Source organism: Nonomuraea polychroma, from assembly GCF_004011505.1.
GTDB lineage: Bacteria > Actinomycetota > Actinomycetes > Streptosporangiales > Streptosporangiaceae > Nonomuraea > Nonomuraea polychroma.
Map to the genome: position 1 here is coordinate 7,833,158 of NZ_SAUN01000001.1, position 15,352 is coordinate 7,848,509.

The window sequence follows — 15,352 nt, forward strand, 5'->3', positions numbered from 1 at the left end:
CATGGCGAAGGCCCGCCGTACATGAGATGGTGCCGTGCGGCGGGCCTGTGTCCTTGTCGAGGAGATTCAGCCGGACACCGGCACCATGGCCTCTCGCTTGGTCTGGGACTCTGCCCCATGACCGTAGCCGTCGTCGCAGCGACGCGCTCTTGCCGGCACGGCGTTCAGGACAGTCCCAACCATGCGGGCGCCAACCGATGACAGCAGTTCCTTGGCGTGAAGGACGTGCTCGTGCCGGGTCTTGCCGTACCGCACGACGAGGATCGCGCCGTCGCATGCCGCTGCGAGCGTCGCCGCGTCGGTGCCGGCCGGCAGCGGCGGCGTGTCAATGATCACCATGTCGAAGCTCTTGGCGAGTTCCTCGAGCACGTGCCCCATGCGACGCGAACCAAGTAGCTCGCTGGGGTTAGGCGGGATCTGGCCACTTGGCAGTACGTGCAGGCCGAGGTCCACACGCCGATGTATCGCTTCACCCAGTCCTACCTTGCCGAGGAGCACATCCGTCAGGCCTACCATGTCCTCGATGCCAAAGTAATCCTGCATTCGCGGACGGCGGAGGTTGCCGTCGATCACAATCACCCGCCGTCCCGCCTGCGCGAGGGTGATCGCAAGATTGGCCGCGGTCGAGGATTTTCCCTCGTGCGGGAGACAACTCGTGATCACAAGCGACTTGCGTTGCCGGTCGATATCGATGAACCGCAGATTCGCGCTCAGCGAGCGATACGCCTCGGACCTCGGCGAACTCGCCCCATCACCGGCTATCAGGGGGCGACGGCGGGCAGCCTTCTCGTACCCGATCAGTCCCAGCGTGTAGCTTTGAGACAACCGCTGGAGCATCTCGGAGCTCTTGACAGTGGTGTCCAGACGGTCACGGAGGAAAATCGATCCGACGCCGACGAACAGCGCGATCAGCGCACCGTACGCGACGTTCACCAGTGGCCTGGGGCTGACCGGTGCGCTGGGCACTGTCGGCTGATCAACCACCATCACCGTAACGCCGGAGGGCTTTTTGGGGTTCAGCCGCTCCATTTCGTCCACCATCTTGGCGAACTCGACGCCCAGGGCACCCGCGAGCTGCTTCGCGCGGACCGGATCAGCGTTGCTGACGGTCGCCTGCAGGAGCAGGGTGTCCGGTATGGCTTGCGCCGCAATGTTCTGCTGAACGGCTGAGATCTCCGCCTCGGTGTCCACGATCCGGCTGATCAGGCGTCGGCTGGAGAGCAGGTTGGCATAGGACTTCACCTGCTGCAGCGACACTGGCGTGACCACATCGAGCTTGTTGACCTTAGTGGTCTTGGCCATCATGGTGATCGCCGCCGCGTATTTCGGCGGCGTATTCGCAGTGACCAGGACCGCTGCTGCGACTCCGATGATCAGCGAGATGAGGATGAGCAACCAGTTACGAAACAAGAGCCTCAGGAAATACGCCAGATCCACTGGATCAACCTCGCCTTTCACGGTTTGCGCGCATGGGCTGTGCTGCCGGCGCGTACACGCTCACGCCCTGGAGCAAATTGATGAGGAGGATGGCCGCTCCAGCCGCGATCATCGCCGTGACCGGCGGCGACAGCCACGTCAGCGCCATCGCCAGGCAGCAGGCGCCGGGCACGGCCGCCGTCAGGCCGAGCACCACGGCGACCGCTCTCGTGCGGAGACCCATCCGTCGCAGCCGGTGGGACACGTGGTCGGTGCCGCCCAGCAGAGGAGAGCGCCCCACCCGCAGCCGCGAGAAGAACACGACGCCTGTGTCGACGGTCGCCACGAAGGTCGGGAGGAGGAGCCCGGCGACCATGGTGTCCGGGTCTTTCCCCGACACCAGCAGGACGGAGGACCCGGCAAGCACGAATCCGATGAACAGAGATCCGGAGTCGCCCATGAATATCTTCGCGGGCGCCCAGTTGTGCGGCAGGAAGCCGAGGCTGGCGCCGGCGAGTGCGAGCAGCAGGACCGCCAGCGACGGCTCGCCGGATACGAAAGCCGTGACCGCGAGGAAGGCCGCGGTGACGGTGGCGACGGCTCCCAGCGCACCGTCCATGTTGTCCAGCAGGTTGAAGGAATTGGCGACCACGACGATCCACAGCACCGTGAGAACACCGTCCAGCCATCCGCCGAACAGGGTGATGTGGACTTCAGAGGAGACGACTCCACTCGCCGCCACGGTCCCCGCGGTCAGTTTGGTGAAGGGCTGCAACGGCCTGACGTCGTCGATCAGGCCGACGAGGGCCATCACCCCAGCGGCCCACAGCAAGGCGGTGATCCGCTGATCTGTGAAGCCGATCACAATGATCGTGGTGACGAGCGCGCCCAGCATTATCGCGATGCCACCGAGATAAGGAGTCGGCAGAGCGTGCGCTTTGTTCGCGCTGGGGTGATCGGTCAGGCCCCAGCGCAGCGCGCAGCGCTTCAGCGGCACGACGGCCACGACACTGATCAGGAACGCGGCCAGGCCTACGGACCAGGCCGTCGCGGCATTCATCGGACGGACGCCAGAAGGTCTTTGCGCGCCTCCTTGACGACCTCGATGAGGATCTCGTCCAGAGTGCGCCGTGGAACCCAGCCGGTGAGCTCGCGAAGCTTGGTCGTATCGGGCACCCGGCGCGTCATGTCCTCGAAGCCCTGTATGTACGCCTCGTGATACGGGATGAGTTCGATCCCGGACGTGGACCCGGTGTGCTGGATGATGAGCTTCGCCAGTTCCAGGATGCTCACCTCCTTGTCCGAGCCGATGTTGAAGGTCTGCCCCACCGCCGCCTCGCGATCCAGGAGCATGAGCAACGCATCGACGACGTCCGTGACGTGCGCGAAGCAACGGGTCTGCCGCCCATCACCGAAGACCGTGAGGGGTTCGCCGTTGACCGCCTGCCGTACCAGGCGAGGGATGACCATGCCGTAGGCCGGGCTCTGCCGCGGTCCCACGGTGTTGAACAGCCTCACCACGATCGTCGGAAGGCCCCGCTCCCGGTGGTAGGCGTTGGCCAGGATCTCGTCGACTGCCTTCGCCGTACTGTAGGCCCACCTCACGACGGACGGGCTCCCGAGAATGCGGTCCGCGTCCTCCCGCAGCGGTCCTGAGGAGTTCTTGCCGTAGATCTCGCTGGTGCTGGTGATCAGGACCTTTTTCCGGTGACGGTACGCGGCCTCGATAACGATCTCCGACCCGCGGATATTGGTCGTCAGGCACCGCAGCGGCTGTTCGACGATCAGCTTGACACCGACCGCCGCCGCGAGATGGACGACGACGTCGCACTGGCGGGTCAGCTCGTCGACCATGAGCTCGTCCAGGACGGATCCATGCACGAAGCCGAGGTTGGGATGCGGCCGGAGGTTGTGCAGCCGCCCGGTCGACAGGTTGTCCAGCACCACGACGGAGTCACCGCGGGCGAGCAACGCATCGGCCAGGTGCGACCCGACGAATCCGCTGCCGCCTGTTATCAGGTAGGTACTCTTTGCTGCCTTGCTCACAGGATTCCCCTTGGGTCACATATGCGAAGAGGTGTTATTTCCGGGGGGAAGTGGCGAGCAGGCAGGGGCACCGGGGCTGGGCAGGGCGGCGTTCTCGAACCAGGCCACCGTCATGCGGAGTCCTTCGTCGAGTTCCACCGGACGCACTGACGGGAACAGCCGGCGCAGCAGAAGGGGCGAGGCCTGTGATTCCCGGATGTCGCCGATCCGGGGAGGCAGGAAGGTCGCGTCGATCGGCCGACCGAGCACCTCACTCAGGGCGTCCTTGAGGTGCCGCAAGGTCACACGGGTGCCGAAGGCGAGGTTCACCGGTTTGGCATGGGTGACCTGGCGAACGATCGCCTCGACGACCACCTCCGCGACCGACCCCACAAAGGTGAAGTCCCGCGCCTGGTTTCCGTCGCCGTAGATGGGCACCGGTCGACCGCGCAGAGCCATCGACACGAACGTCGGCACGACCGCGGCGTAGGCGTGGTCCGCCGGCTGCAGCGGGCCATACACGTTGAAGAACCTGAAGGCCAGGACGGGCAGGCCGAAGCTCTCCGCGTACGCCAGCGCATAAGCCTCGGTCGCCAGCTTGCTCGCGCCATAAGGGCTGAGCGGCCGGGGTGGAAGATCCTCGTGCTTGTACGTCTCCTGGCAGTCGCCGTAGACGGAGGATGACGACGCGAGGACCAGGTGAGGCTTCGTCGGACGGCACGCCTGGAGCACGTTGAGGGTGCCCGTGGCGTTCACAGTGTGCGAGGCCATCGGATCTGCCAGCGATCGCGGCACCGAAGGCCGGGCTGCCAGGTGGACCACCGCGCCGGCGTCGGCCACGAGCTCGTTCAGGAGAGCCTCCTCCAGGATGCTGCCCTTCACGAAATCCACCTCGACGCCGTCGAGATTGGCCAGATCTCCACTGCTCAGGTCGTCCAGGACGGTGATCTTCTCGACTTCCTGCCGCGCCACAAGCGCGCGGCACAGGTTCGCGCCGATGAAGCCCGCGCCGCCGGTTACCAGCACTCTCATCTGCTCACTCCTTCGTGCTCGGGCCGCGACGCGTCGATTCCGCGCTCCTGGACCAGCGATCGATAAAGGGCTTCGGTATCCGCGACGAGGCGTTCCACCGAGAAGGAGGCATTCGTCCAGTGACGGGCAGCCTCGCCCATCCGACGGGCGAGCATGGGGTCAGTGAGCAGCCTCACTGTCATTTCGGCCAGCTCGTCTGCGTCATTCGAGGCCAACAGGCCGGTCTCGCCGTCCTTGACGATCTCCGCGACGCTTCCCACCCGGGTGGAGACGCTCGGCGTACCCGCCATTCCCGCCTCGATCAAGGTGAGCGGCGTGCCCTCGTTGTCGGAGGTCAGCAACACCACGTCGGTCGCGGCGTAGACGGTCTCCACGTCCTTTCGCCAGCCGAGCAGGTGGAAGGACTGCCGCAGGGCCTGGATGCTCCGTTCAACCTCTTCCTGGAGTTCCCCTCCACCACAGATCACGAAATGGCAGTCAGGCACCCGTTGGAGTACAGCTCTTGCCGCCTCGACAAATCGGTCAGGCCGCTTGATCTGAGTCAGCCGCCCCACAAAGGCGACGACCGGTACGTCTGGCGGCAGACCCAGGGCAAGACGAGCTGTCGTGCGGTCGGGAACGGTAGCGATCTGAACGCCCGGCCGGATCACCACATACTGCTCGGGACGTCCGATCCCTGCCTCTAGTAGATCGTCGCGAACGCGCGACCCGACGGTCACCAGCCGATCGGATCTGGAGGCCAGCAACCGTTCCGACCGCACGTAGAGCGCACGCTTCACCGGCGAGAAATAGCCGTGGAGAAGGTGCCCGTGGAACACGTGGACCCGGGCGGCGCCCACACCGGACAGCAACGACGCCACTCGCCCGAGCGCGCCGGCCTTGGCTGTCCGGGTGTGCACAACGTGCGGACGGAACTCACGCATGGCGCCGATCAACCCGCTGAGGGCGCGATAGTCATCCAAAGGCTTGACCGCTCGGCCCAGACCCGCCACCCGGCGAACGCGAACCGCCGATGCATTCAGGTCGAGGTGATCCCCTTCATCGGCGTCCACGTGCCCCGTATAGAGCCGATGGTCGAACTCGGCCTGGTTCAGACGCTCACACAGTCCCGTGACCTGTGTGGCGGGGCCGCCCACGTTCAACCGGGCGATGATCTCCATCACGCGGATCCGGCCGTCCGGTTTCATGCGGGCTCCTCAGCAAGTGTCCTGATCAATGCTGCGAAGCTAACCCGGCGTTCATGCCACTCCACTCATCACGTCGCTATAGCGGCGAAATGTTTCCTCATTCCCTACCTGTACATGGCCCATTGCCCCCTTCCGCCTCGACTGCTCCACGACACGCCACGGATGGGGCCACCTGTCCGAAGCGTGGAGATACAGCGAGGCCTGGCTCGATTGGGCTGAGCCTGCGCAACCGTATGCCTGCACAAAACCAGAAGAAACGGATATTAATCCAAAAACAACTATTTCGCATGAAACGGATACGGCGAGCTGTGACACGCAGGCACTCCCAGGGCGTTGATGCCGGACAAAACCTCCATACTTGATTACGCTTCGTGGATACGGCCAGAGTGAACAGCGTTTCACGGTAGCCGTACATGGATAGGCACAACATCGGCACTATCGCTGCACGATGCCCCAAAATGAGACTTCAATACGATTTTATGAGACTTCATTACAAATTGGTACACTTATGGACAAGATGATAAAAGATCTTCCCGGTATAACCGGCAGCAGATCAAATAGTGCACCGTACTTCCCGATGGCACTCCTCGTGATACCTATCGGCCAACTGGGAGCGGCCGTGACAGGGAGCTCGAGTCCCGCGTTCTGGGCCGCCTTTTCGCTCATGCTCTTCGTCGCGGCGCAGGTTGCCGTAGGCGCTCGTCCACTCCGGCCGTCTCATTACTGGGTCGGCTTGCTGGCCTGCCTGCTTCTCTATAGCTACGCGTTTCCCTCCGTGACGACATTCGCGCCGCCTATCCAGTCAACAGGTCTCACGGAAATGCTCATAGGGCTGGGCGTTCTCGCAGCAGCAATCGCATCACCCCTGCAACCCCGGAAACTTGTGAACGTGATCGCGTTGACCGGTGGAATAACCGCCACATACGTCCTGATCGCCGGCGACTACGCGTCCGGGCGACTCGAGGGCCTCGGGATTAATTGCAACTACTTGGGGGCGTTGCTCGCGATTCCATGCGTTGCCGCGGTTGCCATGGGCAGACGGAAGCCAGCGTGGCTCATTCCCGCTGGAATATGCCTCGTCGCCATCTTCGAAACGCAGTCACGAGGAGCGTTCCTCGCCACAGCAGTAGGTATCTTCATCGTCTTCGTCCAGTCTCGTCCTCGTCTGGTGCAGGTGTTCCTCACCGTCATAGCCATCGCGGTCACAGCCCTCCTTCCCGGAACCCTCGCCAATTTTGCAGATGTCCTGGCGGCTGACCGCTCCGCGAGCGAGTTGAGCCACAACACCGCCACCCGGAAAGCCGTCGCGGAGTTCGCCGTTCGGGTGATAGCCGAGCATCCTGTCAGAGGCATCGGATATGGACTGTTTCCCTCGTACGCGGCGGAGTCTCCAGACTTCGGAATATACATGGCCACGCACAACGATTATCTCCGCCTGGCCGCGGAGTCCGGCGTCATCTCCTTGGCGGCCTTCCTGGCTTTGATATGGCTGGGAATCAGGGGTCGAAGGTCCGATGACTTGGCAATACTGCGAGGGCTCCTATTCACGTATATGACAGTACTGGTCTTCGTCAATGTTCTCACGACGCCGATTGTCAGCGTGCCGTTCTGGCTTTCGCTCGGTTGCCTACTGGCCACACGACCTGCCAATGAGACGGCACACGCATCCCCATGGCCCGCTGATCATCCCGCCACGGAGGAGGCGCACGAACATGCATTCGCCCATGGGCTCGCGGGCGGCCGCAGGACCCTTACCGATGCACACCTCCGGAAGCCACGTCACCTCAGCAGCATGGAGATCGGAAGCAGAAAATGACAAAGAATTCCGTTGAGCAGCCGAACAAGGACCGCTTCGCATTCGGCACCAACTGGCAGGACTACCTTCACGTCGTGGACGAATCACGCATCGAGATGGCGAAGAAGTCGCTGACGGACGCGCTCCGGCAGGACGACCTGACGGGCCGCTCGTTCCTCGACATCGGATGCGGCAGCGGGCTGTTCTCACTGGCCGCGCACCTGCTCGGCGCCAAGGTCCATTCCTTTGACTACGATCAGAACTCGGTCGCCGCCACCCAGGAGTTGCGGCGTAGATTCGCGCCGGACAGCGACTGGAAAATCGAGCAGGGGTCGATACTGGATGAGGCCTACGTAGCAGGGCTGGGAGTGCACGACATTGTGTATTCGTGGGGGGTCCTGCACCACACAGGCGCCATGCGGCAGGCCATCATCGCCACGTCCACACTGGTCGCCCCCGGGGGATCGCTGTTCATCTCCATCTACAACGACCAGGGCCTGGCCAGCCAACTGTGGTGGCGGGTGAAACGGCGCTATGTGCGTTCAGGACCGCTCGGACGCCGCGCACTCGTCCTGGCCGGCGGCCTGTACTTCAACACCCGCCGCTTCGCGGCTGTCGCCGCGAGGCGGATGTGTGGCCAACCGGTCGTCCGGACCACCCGCGCCCGAGGCATGTCAACTCGGCATGACCTCGTGGACTGGATCGGCGGTTTCCCGTTCGAGTACGCGACACCCGAAGAGGTCTTCAACCTTCTCCGGGAACGAGGCTACGAACTCAGCTTTCTCAAGACCTGCCGCGGCGGTCTGGGTTGCAACGAGTACGTCTTCGCCCTGCCGGGCTGATCGTTCAATCGGCAGCGCTCTCCTGCCATCAGGCCCAGGAGGAACACCCCGCCGTAGGACGCGGCACCGAGGCAGTCGGCAGCATCCCGGCGGGGTGCTCGGGACTTGAGCTGACCAGCAGGGTCACCAGTCGAAAGACACACCCCTGTCAATGGGTCGCTACGGTGAACACGCAACGTAACATCTTATGCGTGAATCGTGACCAGGGTGAGGTAGCGGCAGACAGCCTGACATTGCGAGATCGGCGTGTCCTCCTCCTCCTGGGCCAGCTGAGAATCGGTGGCACGGAGAAACAGGTTGTCCTGCTTGCTCAGGGGCTACGCGCACGAGGCTTTGTCGTACACGTCGCCCTCCTCTTCGAGGGCGGGCCGCTGGAAGATGACCTGGTGTCCGCCGGGATTCCCGTCCACCACCTGCATCTGCGCCGCGGGAACTCCGTTGTGCACAACCTGATGGCCTTCGGGCGCCTGTGCGACCTGTTCCGGAAGATCCGGCCTCACGTCGTGCACGCATTCCTCTATCACAGCTACGTCTTGGGCGCTCCGGCGGCGTACATCACTCGGGTTCCTGTCGTCGTCGCCGGCCGCCGTAGTTTGAGCGACTTCAAACGAGGGCGGCGCTGGGTCTTCGCATTGGAGCGGGCGGCCACGAGGATCACGCATCACATCGTCGCCAACGCGATCGCCGTGGCGGAGGACGCGCGGACACTGGAGGGGGTGCCACACGACAAGATCAGCGTGATCTACAACGGCCTGAGGCCCTCCGCATTCGTCCAGCCGGCCACGACATGCCTTTCTGCCTCAAAGCCGGTCGTCCTCTGCGTGGCGAACCTCAAGCCCGGCAAAGGCCACGAATACCTTGTCGAAGCCGCCGCCCGGGCAAGGACGCCCTTCACGTTGGTCCTCGTCGGCGCCGGGCCCACGCACGATCAGATCGCCCAGCAGGCCTCCCGCCTCGGGGTGGAGGTCGAGCTGCTCGGCTCCCAATCGGACGTCACCCCACTTCTCTTCAGCGCGGACGTCGTCGTACTTCCCTCGCTGCATGAGGGAATGAGCAACGCGATCATGGAGGCAATGGCTGCAGCCCGGCCCATCGTCGCCACCGCGGTGGGAGGAAACGTCGAACTGCTGGAAGGACGCGGGCTGCTCGTACCTCCCAAGGACCCGGACGCTCTCGCCGCGGCCCTCGATCGCCTGCTGCAGGACCGAGAGCAGGCCGCGGAACTGGGGATGGCCGCCAAGTCCTGGGCGATGAAGAACCTGGATCTCGACACCATGGTCGACCAGCACGTCGACCTCTACCTGCGGCTCATGGAGAGACGATGTGTGGCATAGCGGGCGTCATCTCGTCGGCCGGCGTCAACCCCGACCTGGTACGGGACATGTGTCAGGCCATTCGCCACAGAGGCCCGGATGGTGAGGGTTACCACGTCGAGCCCACCGCCGTCATGGGGATGCGCCGCTTGGCGATCATCGATGTCGCCGGCGGGCAGCAGCCCGTCTCCAACGAGGACGGCACTGTCGTCGCGGTCTTCAACGGGGAGATCTACAACTTTCCCGAGCTACGCCGGGATCTCCTGGACCGCGGTCACCTCCTGAAGTCCGAAGGCGACTCGGAATGCCTGGTGCATCTCTATGAGGAATACGGTGACGATCTCGTCCATCGACTCAGGGGGATGTTCGCCTTCGCCATCTGGGATCGCGCCAGGCAGCGTCTCCTCCTCGCCCGAGACCGTGTGGGGAAGAAGCCTCTTTACTGGTGCCGCGACCACCAGTCCATCCGATTCGCATCGGAGCTGAAGTCGCTCCTGCGGGACCAGAGCGTTCCACGAGAAGTGGACCTGGTGGCCCTGCATCATTACCTGACCTACCAATACGTCCCCGCCCCCTGGTCGATCATCCAGAACGTTCAGAAACTTCCGCCCGGGCACCTGCTCGTCTGGGAACGAGGTGTCGAGTCCGTACGTCAGTACTGGCAGCTCAATGCGTCGCCGCGTACCGTACTCAACGAGCATGACGAGGAGGAACGCCTACGGGAATTGCTGCTCGAAGCCACACGCATCCGCATGATGAGCGAGCGCCCCCTCGGGGCGTTTCTCTCCGGGGGAATCGACTCGTCCGCCGTCGTGGCCGCGATGGCGATGCAGACGAGTGAGCGCGTCAGGACCTTCAGCATCGGTTTCGAGGACGCTCGCTTCGACGAGCGCAGTCATGCGCGGCTGGTGGCCCAGCGCTATGACACCGACCACCACGAACTGGTGGTCACCCCCGCCCTTCTCGACGTGCTTCCGCAAATCGCGTGGTGCTTCGACGAACCGTTCGCCGACTCCTCCGCCATCCCGAGCTATTACGTCGCCCAGCTCAGCCGGCAGCATGTGACAGTCGCCCTGAACGGCGACGGCGGCGACGAGTGCTTCGGCGGCTACCTGCGCTACGTCCTCGCGGCTCGACTCTCGAAGATTCCGGTCTGCCCGTCTTTTCTCGCACCCGGGTTGTCACGCCTCGGCACCATGCTGATCCGACGCGACTCACGCACCTTGTTGCGGCGGGCGGGAAGAGCTCTCCAGTACGCGAGCCAGCCCCAATCCCGGCGCCACGCGCTCATGATGTCGTACTTCACTCCGGAGCAGAAGACATGGGTCTATACCGATGCTCTTCGCGCACGGTTGGGAGAGATCGACAGCTACAGCCTCCTCGACGACGCCTATCTGGCCTCGAATGCCGACACCGGCCTGGGGCGGATCTTGCAAGCCGACATCAGCACATACCTTCCCGGGGACCTTCTTGTGAAGGTCGACATCACCACGATGGCGCACTCGCTGGAAGCACGGTCGCCGTTGCTCGATCACAAGCTGATGGAGTGGGCTGCCGGACTGCCCATAGGTCTCAAGATCCGCGGAAAAGAGACGAAGCGGATTTTTCGCCAGGCCGTAGCACCATGGCTGCCGGACACGCTCGTCACTCGGCCGAAGCAGGGCTTTGGCGTCCCGCTTGCCGCGTGGCTCCGCGGTGAACTGCGAGAACTCGCCTTCGACACCCTTACCGACCATTCCGCACGCAGCCGGGGCTACTTCCGGCCGGAGGCCGTACTCCACCTCCTTCAGAACCACCAGCGGGGCGCCGATCACAGCCGGCAGATCTGGGCGCTCCTCCAGCTCGAACTGTGGCACCGCGCCCATGTCACGACGGCACCCGGATGCCCCGTGCCGTGACCACCTCACAAGAACTTCCCGACGCCCCATCACAGACGTCCGACCGAACGAAAGTCTTCCTGACCGCCGCCGCCCAAGCCCTCCGGCTGATCCTGGCCGCGACGACTGGCGCGATTCTCGCCCGTACTCTGCAGCCCGACGGTCGCGGCGTGTACGCCGTGATCACCACCACAGCCTCGACAGCGATCATCATCGGACACCTTTCGGTTCCGCACTCACAGATCGCGTTCTGGGGCGACCGCCTGGTGAACCGAGCCCTGACCGCGAACGGCCTCATACTCGGCCTGGTCTCCGGATCCGTAGCCGCTGTCTGCACTGTCGCCTTGACACCGCTGATCCTTCCCCATGAGGCAGGTCTCCTCGTGGCGGCCGTGCTGGTGGCGGCGCCCTTGGGCGTTGCGGCGGTCAACTTGCAGCGCGTCCTTCTGCTTAAGGCTCAGGTGAGCACCGCCAACCACGGCATCCTCCTCTCGGCCCTGATCCAATGCGTCCCGACCGCGGTGCTGGCGGCGACAGGCAATGTGACCATCGCGACCGTCATCGTTCTGTGGTGCGCCTCGACGGTCCTGCCGCTGGGCCTGTACGTCTGGAAACTCCGCCCCGCCGTCGTCCACGCCGATCGGGGCCTGGCCCTACGGCAGCTCAATCTGTCGTATCGCTATCACGTCGGGCTGATCTCCTTGCACCTGTTGATGACGATCGACGTCCTGCTGCTCAACGCCATGACGTCATCGGCAGAGGTCGGGATCTACACCGTGGCGGTGTCCGTGCTCTCTCTCGCGAATGTGCCCGCGGACGCCATCCTTCAGGTTGTCCTCCCGCGGCAGGCAGCACAGGACATGACGAACTCCCGGTCCGCCACCGTCCGAGCACTTCGGTGGACCATTCCGTCTTCCTTGGCCTGCGTAGGCGTGCTCGCCGCCGCCTCGCCGGTCGTGGTCCCCCTGATGTACGGCGACGCGTATGAGGACAGCATCGCCGCCCTCATGGTGCTGGCGCCCGGGATAGCCGCGCTCTCCATGGTCCGCCTGATGGAGCAATATCTGATACGGCTCCAACGGCCACTGTCCATGGCGGGGCTCTGCATGGGAGCGCTCGCCATCAACGTTGCTCTCAATCTCATGTGGATTCCCCGGTGGGGCGCCGTAGGAGCCGCGTTGTCGTCGACCGTGGCCTATGGCTTGCTCGCTCTGGCCCAGTTCATTCGTTTCGCCCGGGCGCTTCCTTCTTCCACGGATTCCCCGCTCGAGGACCGCGTCTGAGCCGCGCCACCCGAGATGGAGCGATGTGACTGTCCGTAACTGCCGCCTCCGTCTACTCCGGCACGGATCTTGTAGGTGTGTCGCGCCTGCACATTGGTCTGCTCATTGGGGCGGTTTGGACACGACACGCAAAAGGTGGCGCTGAAATGGGCGATATGAGGACACCGTGCGCTTACAGTCAGTGATATCTCATCTCGAGTGACGGGGGTCCGGTATGAGAGAGAAACTGGTGGTCGTCGGTCAAGGTTACGTGGGCCTGCCGCTGGCGATGCGTGGGGTCGATGCGGGGTTCGACGTCGTGGGCATCGACGTCGACGAGTGGCGCGTCAAGCGGTTGAACGCCGGCGAGTCCTACGTCGAGGACATCGTTGACGATCAAGTGAAGGCCGCTCTGCGCTGGGGCCGTTACATGGCCAGCACCGACTACGCCGCCGCCAAGGACTTCGACATCTGCCTCATCACTGTTCCGACTCCTCTTCTCGAGGGAGCTCCGGATCTGCGTCATATCGCCTCGGCCGGCCATTCCATCGCGCCGCTGATCAAGCGAGGATCCACGGTGGTTCTGGAGTCGACGACCTACCCAGGCACCACCGAGGAGTATCTTCTCCCGATCCTCGAGAAGGGCTCCGGACTGCGCGCGCCCGAGGGCTTCTTCCTCGGCTACAGCCCCGAACGCATCGACCCGGGGAACTCACGGTGGCGACTGGAGAACACGCCGAAGGTCGTGTCGGGCATCGACGAATATTCGCTTAAGAAGATCGAGACCTTCTACCGGCAGATCGTCCGGGACGTCGTTCCTGTCTCCTCTCCCCAGGTGGCCGAACTGTGCAAGCTCCTGGAGAACACCTTCAGGCACGTCAACATCGCCTTGGTGAATGAGCTGTCCATCTTCGCGCAGCAGCTCGGGATCGACGTCTGGGAGGCGATCGACGCCGCCTCCACCAAACCCTTCGGTTTCATGCGCTTCACGCCGGGCCCCGGCGTCGGCGGGCACTGCCTGCCGATCGACCCGTCGTACCTGTCGTGGGCCGTCAAGCGCGGTCTGGGACACAACTTCCGGTTCGTCGAGCTGGCCAACGACATCAACAGGGGCATGCCGGAGCATGTCATCCGGCGGCTGGCCATGGCGCTGAACAGGCGCGCCAAGCCGATCAAGGGCAGCCGGCTGGTTCTGCTCGGACTCGCCTACAAGAAGAACGCAGGAGACTGCCGCGAGTCCCCCTCGATCGAAGTGGCCAGGTCTCTCTCTAAGCTGGGCGCCCGCGTCCGAGCCGCCGACCCGTACGTGAAGGGGTTCCTGGCCCCGCCGAACATCGAGCTCATCGAGGCAAGCCGTCAGGAGTTCGAGCAGTCTGACGCTGTCGTCATCCTCACCGACCACGACTGCTTTGACTACGAACTGGCCGAGCAGGTGAGCCCCTTCATCTTCGACACGCGTAACCGCTGCCGGGGGCCCAACGTCGAACGGATCTGACGCCGACCGCCGCAAACCAGCTCCAGGGACAGGTGGCATCGGGCCCCCTGGCGGCCTCTACACCGGCCGTCACGCCGCAGCTTCTCAACTCACTTACGAGCGATTATCACGGTAAAAATTGGGCTGAATCAGTTAATTGGCTCACACCAGCAGCGTTGCGCCCCACGGTCGGGGATTCGCGAAGATATAGGTTCTACGAAAGCGTTCCCAGCCAGGCATAGGAGCTGACGCCGATGAGCGACACCCTCGAGGCAGCAACCGGCAACCAATCGATGACGCTGGTCAGCCATGCCATCATGGCCCGGCGCGGTGGAATTCCCCCCGGCGGTCGTGTCCTCGACTTCGGTTGCGGACTGGGCCGACACGTCCGCGAATTCCGGGCTGCCGGTTATGATGCGGTAGGTCTCGATCAACCTGTCCCAGAGCTGACAAAAGGCTGGCCGGACCTCCCGGAGGGCGGCGAGAATCTCTACTTCTCTGATGAAACAGGAAATTTTCCATTCGATTCATCGTACTTCGACTTCTGTTTTTCGACGTCCGTTTTTGAGCACGTCATGCACTATGACAAGCCAATCGCGGAGATCGCCCGGGTGCTGAAGCCCGACGCATGGACATTGCACGTCTTCCCTGCCCGCTGGCGGCCGATTGAGCCGCACATCTTCACCCCGTTCGGTGGACGGTTTCAGCATCCGGCGCTGATCTCTCTTTGGGCCAGACTCGGCATTCGCAACTCATGGCAAAAAGGACTCGGCGCCAAAGAGACAGCCACTCGCAACATCGATTACAGTCGGACCGGGATCAACTATCCCACGCAACAGGAGATAGTCCGAGCGTTCAGCCGACACTTTAGATATGTCACTTTTGTGGAGCGAGAATTCGTTGCGGCGACCCGTGACGTAAGTCGCGTGTCAGGCCTCGTTGCGCCCGCAATATCGTGGCCAGCCATCGGAAGGCTGTATCGAGGGTTTCACACTCGGGTCGTGCTTGCGCGCAAATAAGCCGAGGACGATTGTCGTCAAGCGAGGTTCCTGAGGTGAAGCGGCACGCCATTCCTACGTTGGTGGCCGAACGGACGATGGCCCCGGAGAGGGCAAGAAATCGTGACGCG

12 protein-coding genes are annotated in these 15,352 nt (G+C 63.6%); 7 read left to right on the forward strand and 5 right to left on the reverse strand.

Going from position 1 to position 15,352, the window contains the following annotated elements:
• Positions 1–66: 66 nt before the first annotated feature.
• From EDD27_RS35655 to EDD27_RS35675, 5 genes are read right to left on the reverse strand one after another with little or no spacing between them, the layout of a single operon-like run.
• Positions 67–1,437, reverse strand: a complete 1,371-nt coding sequence (locus tag EDD27_RS35655) for a tyrosine-protein kinase domain-containing protein (protein ID WP_164903930.1) — start codon at positions 1,435–1,437, stop codon at positions 67–69.
• A 4-nt stretch (positions 1,438–1,441) separates the two neighbouring features.
• A complete protein-coding gene (locus tag EDD27_RS35660) occupies positions 1,442–2,476 on the reverse strand; it encodes a glycosyltransferase family 4 protein (protein WP_127936294.1) in 1,035 nt (344 codons plus the stop codon).
• On the reverse strand, positions 2,473–3,462 hold the full coding sequence (locus EDD27_RS35665; RefSeq protein WP_127936295.1) for an NAD-dependent epimerase/dehydratase family protein: 990 nt from the start codon (positions 3,460–3,462) through the stop codon (positions 2,473–2,475). Before EDD27_RS35665 ends, EDD27_RS35660 begins: the two co-directional genes overlap by 4 nt.
• A gap of 15 nt (positions 3,463–3,477) precedes the next feature.
• Complete coding sequence (locus EDD27_RS35670) at positions 3,478–4,473, reverse strand: NAD-dependent epimerase/dehydratase family protein (RefSeq protein ID WP_127936296.1); 996 nt, start codon at positions 4,471–4,473, stop codon at positions 3,478–3,480.
• The gene (locus tag EDD27_RS35675; RefSeq protein ID WP_127936297.1) at positions 4,470–5,660 is read right to left on the reverse strand and encodes a glycosyltransferase; all 1,191 of its coding nucleotides are present in this window, start codon (positions 5,658–5,660) and stop codon (positions 4,470–4,472) included. Before EDD27_RS35675 ends, EDD27_RS35670 begins: the two co-directional genes overlap by 4 nt.
• 508 nt (positions 5,661–6,168) lie before the next feature.
• On the opposite strand from EDD27_RS35675, the gene EDD27_RS35680 reads away from it, so the two are divergent.
• The 7 genes from EDD27_RS35680 to EDD27_RS35710 all read left to right on the forward strand — a co-directional run bounded on the left by EDD27_RS35680 (position 6,169) and on the right by EDD27_RS35710 (position 15,242).
• On the forward strand, positions 6,169–7,476 hold the full coding sequence (locus EDD27_RS35680) for an O-antigen ligase family protein (RefSeq protein WP_164903931.1): 1,308 nt from the start codon (positions 6,169–6,171) through the stop codon (positions 7,474–7,476).
• Positions 7,473–8,297, forward strand: coding sequence for a class I SAM-dependent methyltransferase (locus EDD27_RS35685; RefSeq protein ID WP_127936299.1), 825 nt, complete (start codon positions 7,473–7,475; stop codon positions 8,295–8,297). Before EDD27_RS35680 ends, EDD27_RS35685 begins: the two co-directional genes overlap by 4 nt.
• A 191-nt stretch (positions 8,298–8,488) precedes the next feature.
• Positions 8,489–9,631 carry a glycosyltransferase gene (locus EDD27_RS35690; RefSeq protein WP_241564881.1) on the forward strand — a complete coding sequence of 381 codons (1,143 nt, stop codon included), beginning with the start codon at positions 8,489–8,491 and terminating at the stop codon, positions 9,629–9,631.
• Positions 9,619–11,508 (forward strand): asparagine synthase (glutamine-hydrolyzing), encoded by a 1,890-nt coding sequence (gene asnB / locus EDD27_RS35695; protein ID WP_127936301.1) that lies wholly within the window; start codon positions 9,619–9,621, stop codon positions 11,506–11,508. The genes EDD27_RS35690 and asnB overlap by 13 nt, the downstream gene beginning before the upstream one ends.
• Positions 11,505–12,770 carry a lipopolysaccharide biosynthesis protein gene (locus tag EDD27_RS35700; RefSeq protein WP_164903933.1) on the forward strand — a complete coding sequence of 422 codons (1,266 nt, stop codon included), beginning with the start codon at positions 11,505–11,507 and terminating at the stop codon, positions 12,768–12,770. Before asnB ends, EDD27_RS35700 begins: the two co-directional genes overlap by 4 nt.
• A gap of 214 nt (positions 12,771–12,984) precedes the next feature.
• Entirely contained in the window at positions 12,985–14,244 is a 1,260-nt protein-coding gene (locus EDD27_RS35705) for a nucleotide sugar dehydrogenase (protein WP_127936303.1), read from the forward strand.
• A 233-nt stretch (positions 14,245–14,477) separates the two neighbouring features.
• Positions 14,478–15,242, forward strand: a complete 765-nt coding sequence (locus tag EDD27_RS35710; protein WP_127936304.1) for a class I SAM-dependent methyltransferase — start codon at positions 14,478–14,480, stop codon at positions 15,240–15,242.
• Positions 15,243–15,352: the final 110 nt, after the last annotated feature.